This is a genomic window from Streptomyces sp. NPDC085866, assembly GCF_044541035.1.
Lineage (GTDB): Bacteria > Actinomycetota > Actinomycetes > Streptomycetales > Streptomycetaceae > Streptomyces.
The window spans coordinates 61,446-79,239 of the sequence record NZ_JBITSQ010000018.1; the positions used below are offsets into that span (position 1 = coordinate 61,446).

Here is a 17,794-nt window from a genome sequence, read left to right on the forward strand (position 1 = left end):
ACTTCATGGGCGGATGGGCGTGCCTCGCTCAGCGCACGACCGCCTCCTCGACCAGCAGTTTCGCCGCCGCCGCGATGCCCACGGCGTCGATGCCGGCCGCGTGCAGCTGCTCGTCGGGCGCCGCCGAGCCGGGCATGGTGCGCACCGCGAGCCGGACCAGGCGGGGCACGGGCCGGGCGTCGGCGAACGCCTCCGCGACGGCGTCGCCGAGGCCGCCCTGCTCGTGGTGGTCCTCGACGGTCACCAGACAGCCGGTCTCCTCGGCGGCCCGGCGCAGGGTCTCCACGTCGACGGGCTTGACCGAGTACAGGTCGACCACCCGCACCTCGATGTCCTCCTCCGCGAGCCGGTCGGCGGCGGCGAGCGCCTCGTGCACGGTGACGCCGGCCGCGACGAGCGTCAGCCGGTCCCGGTCACCGGAGCGCAGCACCTTGCTGCCACCGACCGGGAACTCCTCCTCGGGACCGTAGATCACCGGGGTCGCGCCGCGCGAGGTGCGCAGGTAGCGGATGCCGTCGAGTCCGGCCATCTCCGCGACCAGCCTGGCGGTCTGGTTGGCGTCGCACGGGTACAGCACGGTCGAGCCGTACAGGGCCCGGAACATCGCGAGGTCCTCCAGACCCATCTGCGAGGGCCCGTCCTGCCCGATCGCGACTCCCGCGTGCGAGCCGACCAGGTTGATGCCGGAGCCGCTGATCGAGGCCATCCGCAGGAAGTCGTGGGCGCGGGTGAGGAACGCCGCGAAGGTGGCGGCGTACGGCACCCAGCCGCGGGCCGCGATGCCGACGGCCGAGGCGACGAGCTGCTGTTCGGCGATGTAGCACTCGAAGAAGCGGTCGGGGTGCTCCTTGGCGAACACCTCGGTACGGGTGGAGTCGCCGACCTCGCCGTCCAGGGCGACGACGTCGCCACGGGCGGTGCCGAGCGCCGCGAGGGCCTTGCCGAAGGCGTCCCGGGTGGCGACCTCGTCCCCCTTGTCGTACTGCGGCAGTCGGACGACCTCGGTGGTGAGCGAGCGGAGCATCGCGGCGGCGGGCGGCTCGCCGACGCGGACGCGCAGATCGCGCGGTCCGCCCAGTTCGGCGACGGCCTCCTCGGGTTCGGGCAGCGGCTTGCCGTGCAGGCCCTCGCGGTCCTCGACCGAGGCGACGCCCCTGCCCTTGAGGGTGCGGGCGAGGATCACCGTGGGCTGCCCGGTCCGCGCCACCGCCTCGCCGTAGGCCCGGTCGATCGCGTCGACGTCATGTCCGTCGACCTCGATGGTGTGCCAGCCGAAGGCAGCGAAGCGGCGGGCGTAGGCGTCCAGGTCGTGGCCGTGCCGGGTCGGGCCGCGCTGGCCGAGCCGGTTGACGTCCACGATCGCGGTCAGGTTGTCCAGGTGCTCGTACGCTGCGTGTTCGGCGGCCTCCCACACCGAGCCCTCGGCCAGCTCGCTGTCCCCGCACAGCACCCACACCCGGTAGCCGACGCGGTCCAGACGCTTTCCGGCCAGCGCGATGCCGACACCGACCGGCAGACCCTGGCCCAGCGAGCCGGTGGCCGTCTCCACCCACGGCAGCCGGCGCGGGGTCGGGTGACCTTCGAGGCGGCTGCCGATCCTGCGGAAGGTGAGCAGCTCGCCGTCCTCGATCACACCGGCCGCCTTGTAGGCGGCGTACAGCAGCGGCGAGGCGTGTCCCTTGGAGAGCACGAAGCGGTCGTTGGCGGGGTGCTCGGGGCGTTCGAAGTCGTAGCGCAGATGGTGGGCGAGCAGGACGGCCATCAGATCGGCGGCGGACATCGAGGAGGTCGGATGCCCGGAGCCCGCCGCGGCGGCGGCCCGCACACTGTCGACGCGCAACTGCTGGCCGAGTTCGGCGAGTTCGGCGGTGTTCATGAGTCTCCTTCGGGGGGTTGCTGGGGAGCGGGCTGCTGCGCGGCCTCCGCGTCCAGGGGCACCGCCCCGGACCGGACGAGGCCCAACTGGACCGCTTGGCGCGGGAGTAGGGCGTCCAGGAGCCAGTCGGCGGCGACACGGACGCGGTTGCCGGGCAGCGCGGCCAGGTGGTAGCCGCGGGTGACCGCGCCGGCCGGCAGGCCGGACAGCGGGATGCCGAGCGGGTTGGCGGCGGCCCGGACGCCCCCGAGGTCGACGGCGAAGCCCAGGTCCCGGTGGCGGTAGGCGCGCCGGCGCCGGCCGAGACCCAGCGAGGCGGCCACGTTCTCGCCGGCCACCCGGCCCTGTCGCCAGGCGTGCTGGCCCGTCATGGGCGTGAACTCTCCCGGGTGCTGCAGATCCGGCACGGCCGCCGCGTCCCCGCAGGCGAACACGTCCGCGTTCCCCGGCACCTGGAGGTACGGATCGACGATCAGCCGGCCCCGCTCCAGCGGCTGTCCGACGGCCTCGACCAGCGGATCCGGCCGGACCCCGACGCACCACACCAGGGTCCGTGACTCGACGAACTCCCCGTCGGTGAGCAGCACCCCGTCCCGGGTGGCCTCCTTGACGGAGGTCCCCGTCCGTACGTCTATGCCGCGCGCCCGCAGCACCCGGTCGGCCGTGCGGGAGAGCCGCTCGTCCAGCTCCGGCAGCACCCGGGGTGCGGTGTCCAGCAGGATCCAGCGGGGCCGCCCGGCGCCCGCCTGGTGCCGGCGCGCGAGGCTGCCGGTGAGCAGCTGCATCTGTGCGGCCACCTCGGTGCCGGTGTAGCCCGCGCCGACCACCACGAACGTGCATCTCGCGGCGCGGACGGCGGGGTCGTCGGCCGTGGCGGCCAGCTCCACCTGCCGGGTCACGTGGTCGCGCAGGTACAGGGCCTCGGGCAGCCCGCGGAACCCGTGTGCGTGCCGGGCGACACCCGGGATCGGCAACAGCTTGTTGACGCTGCCGACGGCAAGCACCAGCCGCTCGTAGCCGACCGTCCCGCTGCCGCCCTCGGGATCCGTGTAGTGGACGGTGCAGCGGTCGAGGTCGACACCGTGCGCCTCGCCGAGCAGCAGCCGCACCCCGCGCAGGGTGCCGGGGAGCGACACGGTGACCCTGCGGGGCTCCAGGAGCCCGGCGGCCACCTGGGGCAGCAGGGGCAGATACAGGAAGTAGTCGGTCGGGTTGAGCAGCGTGATCAGGGCACGGCCCCGGGTCACACGGGCGAGGGTGCGAGCGGCCCGGTACCCGGCGAAACCGGCGCCGACGATCACGACGCGTGGTCGACTCACGGTGTGCCTCCGGCGGTGTGGCTCCTCCGAGGCTTTCCGCGTAACCGGGGCCGCGCCACCCAAACGCCGCTCACCTCACCCGGACGCCGGTGCGGGCCCCGTCGCGCCCTGCGGGGTCAGGCCCGGTGGTGCGGGCCTCCGGGGTCCAGGTCCGGTCGGACCGGGGCTTCGGACGGCATCGGCGGGTAGGGCGTGCCGGGTGTGCCGGGCAGGGCGGCGGCCTCACCCACGGCGGCCGCATGCGGATGCTTCGGGTGGGCGGCGCCGCGCAGCAGGTAGGCGATGACGCCGAGGAGCGCCGCGGTGATCAGCGCGGCGGCCCAGCCGGGCAGGCCGGTGGCGAGGCCGAGGCCCAGGGCGAGCGCGAGTGCGCCGCCCGCGTACAGGGCGGCGGCGCCCGAGGCGGCGTAGAGCAGGGCGGTGCGGCGCTGCCTGCGGGTCTGCTCGCGCAGCTCGTCGCGCACCGTCTCGCGTGCCACCTGAGCCAGCTCTTCGACGAGGTGCTTGTCCAGATGTTCCAGGTGATCCAGGTGATCCATGTGCTCCATGAACTGCGAGTACCCACCGCGCACGATGCGTAACAGCGTCGGCCACGGCCCAGGCCTGTGCGCGCCCGCCCGCCCCAACTAGGCTCTTCCGCATGGAGATTCTGGGCGCCTCGCTGCGCATCTGCGTCGACGACCTCGAAGCCGCGATCCCCTTCTACGAGCGTCTCGCGGGCGGCAGAGCGCTCCGGTTCGAACGCGGGGGCGTGCAGGTCGCCGCGATCGGCTCCTTCCTGCTGATGAGCGGTCCCGAGGCCGAGCTGGACCTGCTGCGCAAGGTGGCGGCCACGATCGCCGTGAAGGACGTGGACGAGGCCCACCGGCTGCTCACGGAGCTGGGCGCCCAGATCGTCGCGGGGCCGGTGCCGACTCCGGTGGGCCGGAATCTGCTCGCGGTGCACCCGGACGGCTCGGTCTTCGAGTACGTCGATCACGGCGGCTGAGCCGCACGGCCGCTCAGGGCGTGTCCGGGCGCATCCGGAAGTCGAAGCGGGCGGGCAGGGGCTCGTCGGTGAGCCGGGCCCACAGCCGGCCGATCGCCTCCGCGCCCTCCCGCAGGTCGGCGACCTCGAAGCCCGCGTCGAAGACGGCCCGGGCGTCGGCGCGCCGCCCCTCGGCGAGCAGCAGCTCGGCCTCCAGCAGCCGGAACCGGCCGCGCCCCCGGACGGCGGGAAGCAGCCGCTCCCAGACCGCGCGGGCATCCGCCGTGCGCCGGGCCCTGAGCAGCGCCTCCAGGGCCTCCCGGCCGAGCGCGGCCACGGCGGCCGTCCAGGCCTCACCTTCGTCGCGCCGCTCGCGGCACAGGTCGTCGAAGGCCTCCGCGTACCGTTCGGCGGCCCGCTCGTGGTGGCCGGACTCCTGATCGGCCACGGCGAGGCAGCGCAGCAGGGGCCACAGGGACGGGGCGAGCGGGAGGGCACGTTCCCAGCTGCGGACCGCCTGGGCGCGGTCGCCGGCGTGCCACTGGGCGACGCCGAGGTGGTACTCGGTGTGCGGGGTGGCGGGCGCGGTCTCCAGCATGTCCCGCCAGTGCGGGGCGACGAGCGTCTCACCGGGCGGGCGGACCCGGCGCGGCTCGGGCAGCGACCCGGTGCGCAGCAGCTCCCGCCAGGGCGCCTGCGCCTCGCCGAGGGTGGACTCGGCGAAGGGTGTGCCGGGCAGTTTCCAGTCGGCGCGCAGGACTTCGAGCGCGCCCCAGCCGGAGCCGGTGGCCAGGATCTCGCCGGGTTCGGTGTCGGCGTACGGCTTCCAGGCCGCGTGCGCCTCCTCGACGCTGGCGCGCGGCAGCACCGCGGCGAGCCGCTCCTCGGCGCCCTGGACGACCGACGGCCACTCGCCCTCGGCGGGTGTGTCCAGCGGGCCGTACGCCTCCAGCCAGGACACCTCGCTCTCCGGGTCCAGCCGGACGTGCTCCAGCTGGGTGCGGGCAAGTCCCGCCTGGATCTCGCAGTAGCCGCCGGCGCCGGGCTCGGTCAGCCACTGCTGCCAGCGCCGGCCGCCGGGTCCGCTGCCCCACACGAACAGCTTGCGGCCGCGCAGCACGTCGGTGGAGGTCTGCACCAGCCCGTGCCCGTCCGCGTCCAGCGCGGCGATCCAGCGGCGCCGCTCGTCGGGCACCTCGTAGAAGTAGTCGGCGGCGTAAGGGCTGTTGAGGGGGTGGGAGCGGTCGATGCCGTCGTGCGAGGGGACGGGCACCCGGCGCAGGCGGCGCTCGTAGCCTATGGGGGTACCTCCCACGCCCTCAAGGCAGTGGGGGAGCCAGGCCTCCTCGGCCGGGGCGAGGATCCGGCGCTCCTCGGGCACGGCGATGTTGGACCACCAGTACGTGGGCACCGGGCGCTCGTGCGGATTGCGGATCCGGACGCCGACGTGCAGGAAGTCGGAGCCCTCCGGGAGCCACAGGTCGACCTGGAAGGGCAGGTCGCGCAGCCGCTCCCACTCCCACAGGCGCAGCATCTCGCCGCCGTCGGGGGCGGGGACACGGGCGGCGTGCAGGGGGGCGCAGGAGAGCGTGGTGTGGCCGGTGGCACCGATGTTCCACTCGATGCCACCGGAGAACCAGGCGCCGTTGAGGGCGAAGCAGGCGGGCTGAAACACTGGGTTGCGGTAGAGGAGTTCGCGTCCGGTGGGCAGGTGGACCAGGGAGGCGATCCGGCCGCCGAGGCCGGGCAGGACGGTGGCGCGCAGCCGGTCGTTCTCGATCACCAGGGCGTCGAGGGCGCGGGGCTCGCGGGTTCGGCCGTACCCGTCACGGACGCGCACCGGAAGCAGGCTGCGCAACGGCTCGTGGCCGAGCTGCCGGGCCATGTCCCTCGGCATGTCGTCCCGATCGCCGGCGTCGACTCGGTGGACCTCGTCATGGTGGTCCCCCCGCTCGAGCGAAGCCGAGAGTGAGGGAGGGAGGAGAGGGGGCAGGGGGTTGTCGGGTCCCAACTGCGCGGCCGGCAGGGTCAGTACCTCACGTCGGATCCTCGTCACGTGGACCATGGAACCCGGGGTGCGGGGAGTCGGCCAGGGGCGCTGCCGGTCAGGATTGCGCAAAGGCGCCCGCGGCGGGGTCGCGCATCTCGGCGGTGAGTGCCCAGCGTTCATGGTCCCGCCAGGCCCCGTCGATGAAGATCATGTCGGGTGAGAAGCCTTCCAGGCGGAAGCCGGCGCCCCGCGCCATCGCGACGGAGGGGGCGTTGTCGGGCTGCGCGTTGATCTCCAACCGGTGCAGCCCCAGTGGCCCGAACGCGTACCCGATCACCAGGTCGAGGCCCTCGCGCATCAGCCCCCGGCCGGCCGCGTGGGCGAAGGCGCCGTAGCCGAGGGCGCCGCACTGGAAGCCGCCGCGGACGATGTTGTTGATGTTGATGAACCCGGCGATGTCCCCGGTGTCCTTCTCGCACACGAGGAAGCCGGCCTTGGTCGGATCCTTGATGAGCGGCCCGGCGTAGGCGGCGTAGCCCTCGTCGGTGTCCGGCGGGAACAGCCACGGCCGGTGCAGGTCCTTGCTCTCCCTGGCCCGGGCGGTGAACTCGGGACCGTCGTCGAGCGTGAAGGGGCGGATGCCCACGCGGGGGCCTTCGGCGAGGTAGCGGAATGCGGTGTGCGGCATCCCGCCAGCCTACGTCTCACCGGTCGCGGTGACTCAGCCGAGCACCGGAAGCTCCAGCACCCGGCGTCCCCGGGCGCGCTGACCACGGTGACCGGCCTGATCCCCCGGTTCCCGCAGTACGCGTCGTCGCTCGTCGCGATCACGAACCGCAGCCGGTGCCCCTTCGTGTACCGGTGCACGATGCCCCGGCAGGGTCACGGTGAAGCGCCTGGTCACGTCGGGCACGCGGACCGGCGCGACCAGCCGGTGCACCAGTGTCTGCGTGCCGTCGGGCGCGACGTCGTACAGCTTGGCGAACAGGACGAGCCCGTCGGCGGCGTTGCCCGAGTTCTGCGTCCGCTCGGCCGTCGGTGGGCGGGTCGGCGGCTCGCCGGTCCAGCCGGGATCCGGGCACGCGTCGGGGCACGAAAACCTCCACACTGAGGCACCGCGGATACCAGCCGGTAGGTACCGGCCGGTCCTCATGCTGTGACACGTGCCGGACCAGGGTCAATCTGCCTGCGTGTGGTTTCTTGACGGAGATTCAGTAGGGAATCTCAGCGCAGGGCGGGCTGGTCCAGCGCCAACGTGCCCGCGTCCGCGTCGAGTTCGGCAGCGACACCGAAGGGGACGGTCAGCGCGCCCTCGCAGTGCCCGAATCCGAACTCCTCGACGACGGGCACGCCGAGCGGACCGAGGCGGTCGGCGAGCAGGGGCCGCACCCGCTCGTAGGGACCGCACCGCACCCAGGAGCCGAGCAGCACCCCGCGCACCCCGTCCAGCCAGCCGGCACGCAGGAGTTGGGTCAGGTAGCGATCCAGGCGGTACGGCTCCTCGCCCACGTCCTCCAGGCACAGCAGCCCGCCGCTCGCCGAGGGACGGGCATGCGGGGTGGCGAGGTCCGCGGCGAGCAGGCTCAGGCAGCCGCCGAGGGTGACCCCGCGGGCCCGTCCGGAGACGAGGGCCGGGCCGCCGGAGGCGAGGGTGCGCACGGCCTCCGGCTCGAAGAGCGTGGACCGCAGATGCGCCTGCGCCCGCTCGTTCTTGATGAAGTCGATGCCGGCCGCCATCGGCCCGTGCAGGGTGGCCAGCCCCAGGCGGGTGGCGAAGGCCTCGTGCAGGACGGTGATGTCACTGAAGCCGACGAACACCTTCGGCCCGGCCGCCCGCATCGCCTCCCAGTCGAGCAGGTCGATCATCCGCTGGACGCCGTACCCGCCGCGGGCGCACAGGACCGCGTCCACCGCTGGGTCGCACCAGGCGTTCTGGAAGTCGGCCGCACGGTCGGCGTCCGTGCCCGCCAGGTAGGCGAACTCCCCGTGCCGATCCAGCACATGGGGTGCGACCACCGGGTCGAGGTCCCAGCCGCGCAGCACGTCGAGCCCCGCCTGCAGCCGCTCCTCGGGCACCGGCCCGCTGGGGGCCACCACGGCGACGCGTGCCCCGGGCGCCAGCCGGGTGGGCCGTACCAGCTCTCTCACGTGCGCAACTCCAACTCCGGGACACCGGGGACATCCAACTCGAACACCTGAGCGTACAGGGACAGCTCTGCCTCCAGCGCCCGCACCATGGTCTCGGCGCGACGGAACCCGTGCCCCTCCCCCGCGAAGGTGAGATAGGCGTGCGGCACGCCCCGGCCCGCGATCCCGGCGAGGAAGCGCTCGCACTGGGCGGGCGGGCAGATCACGTCGTCCAGGCCCTGGAGCAGCAGGAAGGGCACGGTGAGCCGGTCGGCGTGCGTGGTGGGCGAACGCTCGGCGTACCGCGCGGGCACGTCGGTGAGCGGGCCGATCAGCGACTCCAGGTACCGCGACTCGAAGTCATGGGTCTCCCCCGGCCCCCAGGTGGCCAGGTCGAGGACGGGGTAGACGATGGTGCCGCAGGCGTAGACGTCGGTCGTGGTCAGGGAGGCGGCGGTGGTCCAGCCGCCCGCGCTGCCGCCCCGGATCGCGAGCCGGTGGCGGTCGGCGGTGCCCTCCTCGGCGAGGGCCAGGGCGACGGCCGCGCAGTCCTCGACGTCGACCACGCCCCACTGCTCGCGCAGCCGCTCCCGGTAGGCACGGCCGTACCCGGTGGAGCCGCCGTAGTTGACCTCGACGACCCCGATGCCGCGCGAGGTGAAGTAGGCGATCTCCAGGTCCAGCACGAGCGGCACCCTGCTGGTGGGGCCGCCGTGTGCCCAGACGACATAGGGCGGCAACTCGCCGTCGAGGGCGGTGCGGCGCGGGTGGTGCGGCGGGTAGACGTGGGCGTGCACCTCGCGGCCGCCCGGGCCGGTGAAGGTGCGGATGTGCGGCTCGGGGTAGTACACCGGGTCGACCGGATCCCGGTGCCGGGCGCCGATCGCACGGGCGCGTCCGCTCCTGATGTCCAGCTCGACCACTTCGTATCCGGTGCGCGGGCTGGCGCCGACCGCAACGACCCGGCTGCCGTGGGCCGCGAGGCTCGGCGCGAACTCGGTCCAGGGGCCGGCGGCGTCGACCACCTCGCCGGACTCGGGATCCAGTATCCCGAGCACGGTTGCGCCCCGACCGTGGACGACCGCGATCAGCCCGTTGTCCAGCGGCGCGAACCAGCGCAGGCCGAGCTTCCACAGTGGCCCGGCGAACTCCTCCTCGCGCGGGCACAGCGGGGTGCCGTCCCGGTACAGGTTCCACCAGCCGTCGCGGTCGCTCGCGTACAGGAGACGGCCGGCCGCATCCCACTCCACCTGCGCGACGGCCTCCTGCGCACCGCCCGCGACCGTACGAACGGCATGCAGGGTGCCGTCGCCGCCGACCTCGCCGACGAGCAGTTCCGTGCCGTCCCACGGCATCCGCGGATGGTCCCAGGCCAGCCACGCGGCCCGACGCCCGTCGGGCGAGAGCCGGGGGCCGGTGACGAACCGGTGTCCGCCGTCGGTGAGTTCGCGTACGGCGGCCCGGTCGTCGGCGGCCGAGCCGTCCAGCGGTACGGCGGCCAGGACGCGCCGTACGTCGTCCGGACCGTCCCCGGTGAACTCCTCCAGCACGCACCACACTTCGCCGCGGGCGAGGTCCACCTGCGGTTCCGCCCAGCGCAGCCCGCCCCCCACCGGGGAGAGAGGGGTCAGCGGGCGCGGCTCGCCGCCGGGCTCGTACCGGTACAGGCGCTGGTCGGTGAAGTGCGTGAACACCACCAGGGGCCCGTCGTCCCGCATCACCCCGGTCCAGGGCAGGCCGCCGTACTCGATGACCCGGCTGCGCACGTTCCACGGCGCGGCCAGCAGTGACTCCTCCGTACCGCCCGCCCGTCTCCCGCCACCGCCCTTCCAAGGAGGCGCTTCGCGCCCCGCCTCTTCATTCAGCCGCCGCACCAGCGCCCGGCGGCCGCCCTCGGCGGGCCGGGGCTCGGTCCACCAGACCTCGTCCCCGACGAAGCCCACCCACTCCGGGTGCCCGTCGTGCGCGGCGGCCAGCGCCGCGTCGATGGGCGAGGGCCAGGAGCCGTACGCCTGCTTGTGCACCTCGTCCCCCATCTCCTAGGCCGTCCGCAGGAAGCGGTCGAGCACCCGGACGCCGAAGTGCAGCGCCTCCACGGGGACGCGCTCGTCGACGCCGTGGAACATCGCCTGGTAGTCGAAGCCCTCGGGAAGCCTCAGCGGAGCGAATCCGTAGGCGGCGTCGATGCCGAGCAGCGAGAACTGCTTGGCGTCCGTGCCACCGGTCATGCAGTAGGGCACCACGTGTCCCTCGGGCGCGAACTCCTCGACGGCCGCCCGCATCCCGGCGAACGTGGGCGAGTCGACGGGGGCCTGCAGCGCGACCGACCGGTGACGGAACTCCCAGTCCACGTCCGGCCCGGTGAGCCGGTCGAGGGTGGCGATGAACTCCTCCTCACCGCCCGGCAGATAACGCCCGTCGACGAAGGCCACCGCCTCCCCGGGGATCACGTTCACCTTGTAACCGGCGTCCAGCATGGTCGGGTTGGCGCTGTTGCGTACGGTCGCCTCGACCAGCTTGGCGGCCGGGCCGAGCTTCTCCAGCAGCGCGTCCACGTTGCCGAAGTCCGCTTGGAAGCCGTACAGGGCGGCGAGTTCGGTGAGCGCGGCCCGTACCGTCGGTGTGAGCCGCAGCGGCCACTCGTGCTCGCCGATGCGGGTGACGGCGGCGGCGAGCCGGGTCACCGCGTTCTCCTTGTTCACCTTGGAGCCGTGTCCGGCCCGCCCGCGCGCGGTGAGCTTCAGCCAGCCGGTGCCGCGCTCCCCTGCGGCGATGGGGTAGATCTCCCGGCCGGCGCCGTCGTGGAAGGTGAAGGCACCCGACTCGCCGATGGCCTCCGTGCAGCCCGCGAACAGCTCCGGATGCCGGTCGGCGAGGAACCCGGAGCCGTCCTCGGCGCTGTCCTCCTCGTCGGCGGTGAACGCGATGACGATGTCGCGGCGGGGCCTGATGCCCTGCCGGGCCCAGGAGCGGACGACCGCGAGGATCATCGCGTCCATGTTCTTCATGTCGACGGCGCCGCGCCCCCACACGACGCCGTCGCGGATCTCGCCCGAGAAGGGGTGCACGCTCCAGTCGGCGGCCTCGGCCGGAACCACGTCCAGGTGGCCGTGGACGAGCAGGGCGTGGGCGGACGGGTCGGTGCCCGCGATCCGGGCGACGACGTTGGTCCGCCCCGGTGTCCGCTCCAGCAGCAGGGGTTCCAGGCCGGCTCCGGCCAGCCGCTCGGCCGCGTACTCGGCGGCGGGCCGCTCCCGGCAGTCGCCACCGCCCCGGTTGGTGGTGTCGATCCGGATCAGGCCGGAGGTGAACTCCACGACCTCGTCCAGCGCCTGCTCGTCAGCCATACTGCTCCTCCACCGCGGCCGAGACGATCGTGGTGACCGCCTTGAAGGTCCGGATTCCCTCGTACATGGTGTCGCTGGTGTACGCCACCTTCCGCTCGCCGATGCGCGCGACACCCGGGACGACGGTCGCCGCCATCGCCAGGTGCTCGGCGTCGAACTCGACGGCGACGGTGAACGGCCCCCCTTGCACGGGCTCGTGGCGGACGGCCAGCCGCGCGGCCTCCTTGGCCGCGGCGCGGATGTCGGCGGCAGTCCGGGACGGGGTACGACATACCGCCGCATACCGGGACACATGGTCCTTGACCGCGACCTTCAGCGCCTCGGGCGCGTACCCGAGGGCGTCCTCGCAGGCCAGGTCGTCGCCGGTCACGAGCACGACCGGTACGCCGTACTCGGCGACGACATGCGCGTTGAGCAGACCCTCGCTCGCGCGGACGTCGTTCACCCACACCCCGGTGATCTGGTTCGCGAGGTAGGTGTGGGCGAGGACGCCCTCCATGCCGGCCCCCGCGTGGTAGCCGACGAACGCGATGCCGTCCACGTCACCGTGCTGCACGCCCTCCACCATGGACAGCGCCTTGTGCCGCCCCGTGAGCATCTCGACCCTCTCGTCGAGCTGCTCCAGCAGCAGGTTGCGCATGCTCCAATGGGCCTCGTTGACGAGCACCTCGTCGGCGCCGCCGTCGAAGAAGCCCAGCACGGCTGCGTTCACGTCCGAGGTGAACATGGACCGGCACCGCTCCCACTGCGGTGTGCCCGGGAGCACGTCGGCCGGCCAGGTGACGCCGGTGGCACCCTCCATGTCCGCACTGATCAGGATCTTCATGCCCGGCACGTTACGCGTCCTGACCGGGGACAGGCTACGACGGGGCCGCGCAGGGCGGCGGCCACGGCGGCCGCCGACCCCGCGCCGGAGGAGGCTCCTGGGTCCGAGGCCCGCTCACTTCCCGGCCAGCACGAACCAGCGCGCCGGCAGGTCGATACGGGTGCCGTCGGTGAGGTACTCGGTCTGCGGCAGGGCCGCCTCGCCGGTCGCGAGCACGTCCAGGCCGGCCTCGCCGAGCAGCCGCGGGATCTCCTCGTCCTCGGCGTCGGCGGGCTTGAGACCGTGCTCGAAGACGCGGCGCAGCTTGGGCGGCGGGCCGTCCGGGCCGGTGGCGGCCCGCTTGAGGACGTCCCGCGAGCCGGAGGTCAGTTCGATGACGAAGGCACGTCCCTCGGTGCCGATGATCTCGGCGACCGCGGCGGCCACCGCGGCGCGTGCGTCCGGCTCGCTCTGGTGGATGACGGCCCGCATGTACACGTGGCTGTCGCCGAGCCGCTCGTGCAGGGCCCGTACGGCGCCGGTGTCGGTCAGGTCGAGCTGCTGGAACTCGACGGTGTCGCCGTCCCCGGCGTGGCGGGCGTGCTCGACGGCGGCGTGCGAGAGGTCGACGCCGACGGCGCGGGCGAACCGGGTGGCGAGGTAGCGGGTCTGGGTCCCGTTGCCACAGCCCAGGTCGACGATGGTGCGCGCGGTGTCCGCGTACGGCAGGAGCAGCTCGCTGTGCGGCTGCGCGGTGAGGGAGGGATCGGAGTCCCAGATCGCCTCGCCCGTCGCGTCGGAGGTCTCGCGCCAGTAACTCTCCCACGCGTTGCGATAGTTGTCCGAGACGTTCATGACGATCTCCCCACGGTCGGTTCCGTGATCGGGATATCGCGACGGTGGCGGGTTGGGCAAGGGGCGGGAGGTCACCTTCACCGGAAGTACGGACCCCGGGATGCGGGGCGGCACGGACACCGTGCGTCGAGACCAACCTGGGTGATTGCGCCCCGGCCACATCCCGGAAGGGAACACCAGAAGTGGTTGACCTCTGAGTCCCCTGGGGGGGTGGATCGCAGACAGATCGTCATCGACCGGTATTGAAGGCACACCTGTCAGCCGGAAAGAATGCTGGTCATGGGACATCTTGAAGTCGCTCACCTGACGTACTACCTACCGGATGGACGTGCTCTGCTGGCGGACGCTTCGTTCCGTGTGGGCGAGGGGGCGGTGGTCGCTCTCGTAGGACCCAATGGAGCGGGAAAGACCACGTTGCTCCGGCTGATCTGCGGTGAGCTCCAACCGCATGACGGGTCGATCACGACCAGCGGTGGGCTCGGCGTGATGCCTCAGTTCATCGGCTCCGTACGAGATGAGCGAACTGTTCGTGATCTGCTGGTCTCGGTGGCACAACCACGGGTACGCGATGCCGCACTCGCGGTCGACGAGGCCGAGAAGGCCATCATGGAACGCGATGACGAGGCCGCGCAGATGGGCTACGCGCAGGCTTTGAGCGACTGGGCGGAGGCCCGGGGCTACGAAGCCGAGGCCGTCTGGGACATGTGCACCATGGCCGCGCTCGGGCTCCCGTACGAAAAAGCCCAGTGGCGTGCGGTACGAACCCTTTCCGGCGGTGAGCAGAAGCGGCTTGTGCTCGAGGCCCTCCTGCGCGGTCCTGACGAGATGCTGTTGCTCGATGAGCCGGACAACTACCTCGACGTACCCGGCAAGCGATGGCTCGAGGATCGGCTCAACGAGACGCGCAAGTCGGTCCTGTTCATCTCCCACGACCGGGAACTGCTGACGCGCGCCGCGCAGAAGATCGTCAGTGTGGAGCCGACTCCCGTGGGGTCGGAGGTGTGGGTGCATGGTGGCGGCTTCGCCACCTATCACGAGGCACGCGCGGAGCGGTTCGAGCGGTTCGAGGAGCTGAGGCGCCGTTGGGACGAGAAGCACGCACAGCTGAAGCGGCTGGTGGTCGACATGCAGCAGTACGCCGCGCGCAGCGACGAAATGGCCTCGCGCTATCAGGCGGCGAAGACACGACTGCGTAAGTTCGAGGAGGTCGGACCCCCTCCGGAGCCGCCGCGCAAGCAAGAGATCACCATGCGGCTACGCGGGGGCCGCACCGGGGTACGGGCCGTGACTTGCGAAAATCTGGAGCTGACCGGGTTGATGCAGCCCTTCTCGCTGGAGATCTTCTACGGCGAGCGGGTTGGGGTGCTGGGGTCCAACGGATCGGGGAAGTCGCACTTTTTGCGGCTGCTGGCGGGTGAGGAGGTCGGGCACAGCGGCCTGTGGAAGCTGGGCGCGCGTGTCGTACCGGGTCATTTCGCGCAGACGCACGCACATCCGGAGCTGATGGGTCGCACCCTGGTCGAGATTCTGTGGACCGAGCACGCCAAGGACCGGGGCGGAGCGATGTCGCTGCTGCGTCGTTACGAGCTGGATCGGCAGGGCGACCAGGCCTTCGACCGGCTGTCCGGTGGCCAGCAGGCCCGTTTCCAGATCCTGCTGCTCGAACTGGCGGGCACGACGATGCTGCTGCTGGACGAGCCCACCGACAACCTCGACCTGGAGTCCGCGGAGGCGTTGCAGGAGGGTCTCGAGGCGTACGAGGGGACGGTGCTGGTGGTCACCCACGACCGCTGGTTCTCGAAATCCCTCGACCGTTTCCTGGTGTTCGGCGCGGACGGTGTCGTACGCGAGTCTCCCGAGCCGGTGTGGGACGAGCGGCGCGTGGCGCGGTCCCGATAGCGAAGTGGGCGGCCCCGGAGGGGCCGCCCACTTGGATCGGGGATCGGCCGTCAGCTGCCGGGGGCGAACAGGTGCGGCAGCGGCTGGTGCATCCGGAGCAGTTCGAGCACGTCCGTGGCATGGGCGGCCACGGAGATGTTGTCCAGGTAGCGTCGGTGGACGAACCCTTCGTCGGCGGCGTGCCGCAGGAAGCCGAGCAATGGCTCGTAGAACCCATATGTGTTGACCAGGGCGCAGGGTTTGTCGTGGAAGCCGAGCTGAGCCCATGTGACCACCTCGAAGAACTCCTCCGCCGTGCCCATCCCGCCCGGCAGACTGACGAACCCATCACCCAGCTTGGCCATGAGGGCCTTGCGTTCATGCATGGAGTCCACCACGTACTGGGCAGTCAGCCCCTGGTGCGCGACCTCGTGTGCGACGAGGTCGCGGGGGATGACACCGATGACTTCGCCGCCGTGGGCGAGGGCGGAGTCGGCGACGATACCCATCAGGCCGGTGGAGGCACCACCGTAGACCACCCCGATCCCGGCCATGGCCAGGGTGCGCCCCAACGTGGCCGCTTCCGTGGCGTATTCAGGTCGTGCGCCCTCCGAGGCGCCGCAGAAGACGGTGATGCGCTGCACGGCTGGCTCCTCAGATTCCGCGGGCGGCCGGCTCGGCCGGGGTGACACCGAAGTGACGGCGGGCCGTGGAGACACCGAGGTCCTGCACCGCGAAGGCCGTCATGTAGTAGGCCTGGGACGGCGTGTTCGGGTCGACCGTAAGGCGGAAGCTCGCCTCGGCCTCCTTGCCGGGAGCGACCTTCACCTTCTGCCTGGCGGGCTGGATCTCGCAGTCCGAACGCAGGTAGCGCGGCACGAACAGGCCGATGTTCACCGCTGCTTTGCGCTGCGCCTGGACCCGGACCCTGACCTCGATGGTTTCGCCCGCGGCCGCCTCGTCTTCCGCGTCGATCCACACGGCGGGCGCGCCGGGGATCCGGAAGGAGACGTCGCCGCAGCGCAGGCAGATCACGGACAGGGTGTCCAGCGCGGTGGGGACGAGAGCCTTCTTGGTGAACTCCTGGGCGGGGCGCCCGCAGGTGCACTCGACGGTGCGTACGGACGACTCGTCCAGCACGCTGCGGACCCCGAAGTGGCCCGGGTAGTCGGCGAGTTCGTTCTCCGGGTCCTCGGCAAGCACGGTCCCGATCGTGTGGTCGAGCGATTGCAGGTCGGCTGTGAGGTCGGTGTGGATCCGCTCGGGCCCTTGGGCGGTGGGCTCCTGGCGAGTCACCCAGCGCTCGACCTTGCGTGCCAGTTTCTCCAAGCGCGGGCGCAGCGGGTTGTTGTGCGGGAGCAGATCGCTCGCCAGGTATGCCGTCAGCCGGGTGGACGTGGTGAGCAGCAGCGGGTCGGGTCGTTGTGCGGGGCTCTCGGGGGCGCTGCCGGTGTCGTCGGCCAGCCCGTAGTGCACGAACGCGGGGTAGGGCTGGGCGGTGCCGATGCTCGCGTTCAGCACCGGCGTGGAGGCGGTGCCGGCGAGCGCTCCACGCATCCAGGCGTCGTTCTCGGGCCGGTCGGAGTCGTGCACGGTGAGGGCGGCGACGACGTCCTTGGCCGGGCCGTCGATGGCGTTCAGCATCAGCTGGTACTTGGGGTCGTACACCACCGCGTCCGCCAGCGGTCCGCTGTTGCACGAGCTCAGCACGACCTCGACCGCCCGCACCTCGTGCAGGCGGATCAGCTTGTCCTTGGGCTTGTAGCAGTCGGGGCCGTAGGCGCAGCGCGGGCCGAGCAGGTCGGCCCGGCGCGGGGCGGCGGTGCTCAGCCCGCACAGCGTGAACTCGGCGAGATTGACGGAGTCGTCCTTGCCGTGGCCCTGGAAGAGCACTCGGCGCCACAGAGGATCCAGGACCTGGGCCTGGATGTCGTCGGCTTCCAGGCGGCGTTCGTCGAAGACCCGGACGCCTTCGACAGGCACGGGCCGGTCCGTGGCCGTGAACAGGCCCAGCTCGGTGACCTCGGGTGCCACAGCGGCGTACTGCTTGGCGGTGAACCAGGCCAGCGAGGCGGCGTCGCGGCCGGTCAGGAACGCGAGATTGAGTCCCGGATGGGCGTAGGCGGCAAGAGCGGTCTCCCGTACGGTCCCCAGCGTCAGCTTGTCGTACACACCGACCACGAGGAGCGAGCGGGCACCGGGGTCGGTGGCGAAGAGTTGTGCGTCGAGCCTGTCCTCGGGCACCCACTGTGCGGCCATGGGACGGATCAGCTCCACCAGGCCCGCCGGCAGGTCGTGTTCGCCGAGCAGGACGCCGCGGGCGTACGGGGTGGGGCGGGCCACCGTGGCGTACAGGGCGGCGGCGCGTTCGGCGGAGGCCACCAGGTCCGCGCGGTCGTCGAGCCACACCGGGACGGTCGTAGGAGCGGGCGTCGCGAGAAAGTCGCGGACCGCAGTGCGGTACCCCTCCTCGTCGGCGAATACGGTGAAGATCGAAGCCGGTCGGGACTCGGTCCCGCGGGACACAGGGGGCATGGGGTGGTACTCCTCGGTCAAGGATCGGATGCCAATCGTGCGGTGCCCTCGGGGTTGTGTTCCCAGGGCACCGCACGACCGGCGGGGCGTTCGGC

The 17,794-nt window shown here is 72.2% G+C and carries 14 protein-coding genes and 1 pseudogene; 2 read left to right on the forward strand and 13 right to left on the reverse strand.

The genetic code is table 11. The features are described 5' to 3' along the window. Nucleotides 1-28: 28 nt before the first annotated feature. The 3 genes from ACIF83_RS36645 to ACIF83_RS36655 all read right to left on the reverse strand — a co-directional run bounded on the left by ACIF83_RS36645 (nucleotide 29) and on the right by ACIF83_RS36655 (nucleotide 3,734). Nucleotides 29-1,876, reverse strand: a complete 1,848-nt coding sequence (locus tag ACIF83_RS36645) for a transketolase (RefSeq protein ID WP_393481366.1) — start codon at nucleotides 1,874-1,876, stop codon at nucleotides 29-31. After that, nucleotides 1,873-3,195, reverse strand: coding sequence for an NAD(P)/FAD-dependent oxidoreductase (locus tag ACIF83_RS36650; RefSeq protein ID WP_399733679.1), 1,323 nt, complete (start codon nucleotides 3,193-3,195; stop codon nucleotides 1,873-1,875). Before ACIF83_RS36650 ends, ACIF83_RS36645 begins: the two co-directional genes overlap by 4 nt. Before the next feature lie 116 nt (nucleotides 3,196-3,311). Beyond that, the gene (locus ACIF83_RS36655; RefSeq protein WP_399733682.1) at nucleotides 3,312-3,734 is read right to left on the reverse strand and encodes a phage holin family protein; all 423 of its coding nucleotides are present in this window, start codon (nucleotides 3,732-3,734) and stop codon (nucleotides 3,312-3,314) included. 101 nt (nucleotides 3,735-3,835) lie between these two features. Between ACIF83_RS36655 and ACIF83_RS36660 the strand changes: the two genes are divergently transcribed. After that, nucleotides 3,836-4,183 (forward strand): VOC family protein, encoded by a 348-nt coding sequence (locus tag ACIF83_RS36660; protein WP_393481373.1) that lies wholly within the window; start codon nucleotides 3,836-3,838, stop codon nucleotides 4,181-4,183. 13 nt (nucleotides 4,184-4,196) lie between these two features. On the opposite strand, the gene ACIF83_RS36665 is transcribed toward ACIF83_RS36660, so the two are convergent. From ACIF83_RS36665 to ACIF83_RS36700, 8 genes and pseudogenes are all read right to left on the reverse strand, one after another. After that, complete coding sequence (locus ACIF83_RS36665) at nucleotides 4,197-6,227, reverse strand: DUF5107 domain-containing protein (protein WP_399733685.1); 2,031 nt, start codon at nucleotides 6,225-6,227, stop codon at nucleotides 4,197-4,199. A 40-nt stretch (nucleotides 6,228-6,267) separates the two neighbouring features. Further along, nucleotides 6,268-6,840, reverse strand: coding sequence for a GNAT family N-acetyltransferase (locus tag ACIF83_RS36670; RefSeq protein ID WP_399733688.1), 573 nt, complete (start codon nucleotides 6,838-6,840; stop codon nucleotides 6,268-6,270). A 33-nt stretch (nucleotides 6,841-6,873) separates the two neighbouring features. Continuing rightward, nucleotides 6,874-7,221 (reverse strand): annotated as a pseudogene (locus ACIF83_RS36675) (CocE/NonD family hydrolase C-terminal non-catalytic domain-containing protein); the annotation flags it as partial. A 155-nt stretch (nucleotides 7,222-7,376) separates the two neighbouring features. After that, a complete protein-coding gene (locus tag ACIF83_RS36680) occupies nucleotides 7,377-8,300 on the reverse strand; it encodes an LD-carboxypeptidase (protein WP_399733691.1) in 924 nt (307 codons plus the stop codon). After that, nucleotides 8,297-10,315: a prolyl oligopeptidase family serine peptidase gene (locus tag ACIF83_RS36685; RefSeq protein ID WP_399733693.1), complete on the reverse strand. Its 2,019-nt coding sequence runs from the start codon at nucleotides 10,313-10,315 to the stop codon at nucleotides 8,297-8,299. Before ACIF83_RS36685 ends, ACIF83_RS36680 begins: the two co-directional genes overlap by 4 nt. A 3-nt stretch (nucleotides 10,316-10,318) precedes the next feature. Next, nucleotides 10,319-11,626, reverse strand: coding sequence for a M20/M25/M40 family metallo-hydrolase (locus ACIF83_RS36690; RefSeq protein ID WP_398140284.1), 1,308 nt, complete (start codon nucleotides 11,624-11,626; stop codon nucleotides 10,319-10,321). Beyond that, the gene (locus ACIF83_RS36695) at nucleotides 11,619-12,452 is read right to left on the reverse strand and encodes a M55 family metallopeptidase (protein ID WP_399733697.1); all 834 of its coding nucleotides are present in this window, start codon (nucleotides 12,450-12,452) and stop codon (nucleotides 11,619-11,621) included. Before ACIF83_RS36695 ends, ACIF83_RS36690 begins: the two co-directional genes overlap by 8 nt. A 114-nt stretch (nucleotides 12,453-12,566) precedes the next feature. Beyond that, nucleotides 12,567-13,286, reverse strand: a complete 720-nt coding sequence (locus tag ACIF83_RS36700; protein WP_393481393.1) for a class I SAM-dependent methyltransferase — start codon at nucleotides 13,284-13,286, stop codon at nucleotides 12,567-12,569. A 279-nt stretch (nucleotides 13,287-13,565) separates the two neighbouring features. On the opposite strand from ACIF83_RS36700, the gene ACIF83_RS36705 reads away from it, so the two are divergent. Next, the gene (locus ACIF83_RS36705; RefSeq protein WP_393481752.1) at nucleotides 13,566-15,185 is read left to right on the forward strand and encodes an ABC-F family ATP-binding cassette domain-containing protein; all 1,620 of its coding nucleotides are present in this window, start codon (nucleotides 13,566-13,568) and stop codon (nucleotides 15,183-15,185) included. A 50-nt stretch (nucleotides 15,186-15,235) separates the two neighbouring features. Here the strand turns inward: ACIF83_RS36705 and ACIF83_RS36710 are convergent, their stop codons facing one another. After that, nucleotides 15,236-15,808: a TIGR00730 family Rossman fold protein gene (locus tag ACIF83_RS36710; RefSeq protein WP_393481396.1), complete on the reverse strand. Its 573-nt coding sequence runs from the start codon at nucleotides 15,806-15,808 to the stop codon at nucleotides 15,236-15,238. A gap of 10 nt (nucleotides 15,809-15,818) precedes the next feature. After that, nucleotides 15,819-17,699, reverse strand: a complete 1,881-nt coding sequence (locus tag ACIF83_RS36715; RefSeq protein ID WP_399733702.1) for a hypothetical protein — start codon at nucleotides 17,697-17,699, stop codon at nucleotides 15,819-15,821. Nucleotides 17,700-17,794: the final 95 nt, after the last annotated feature.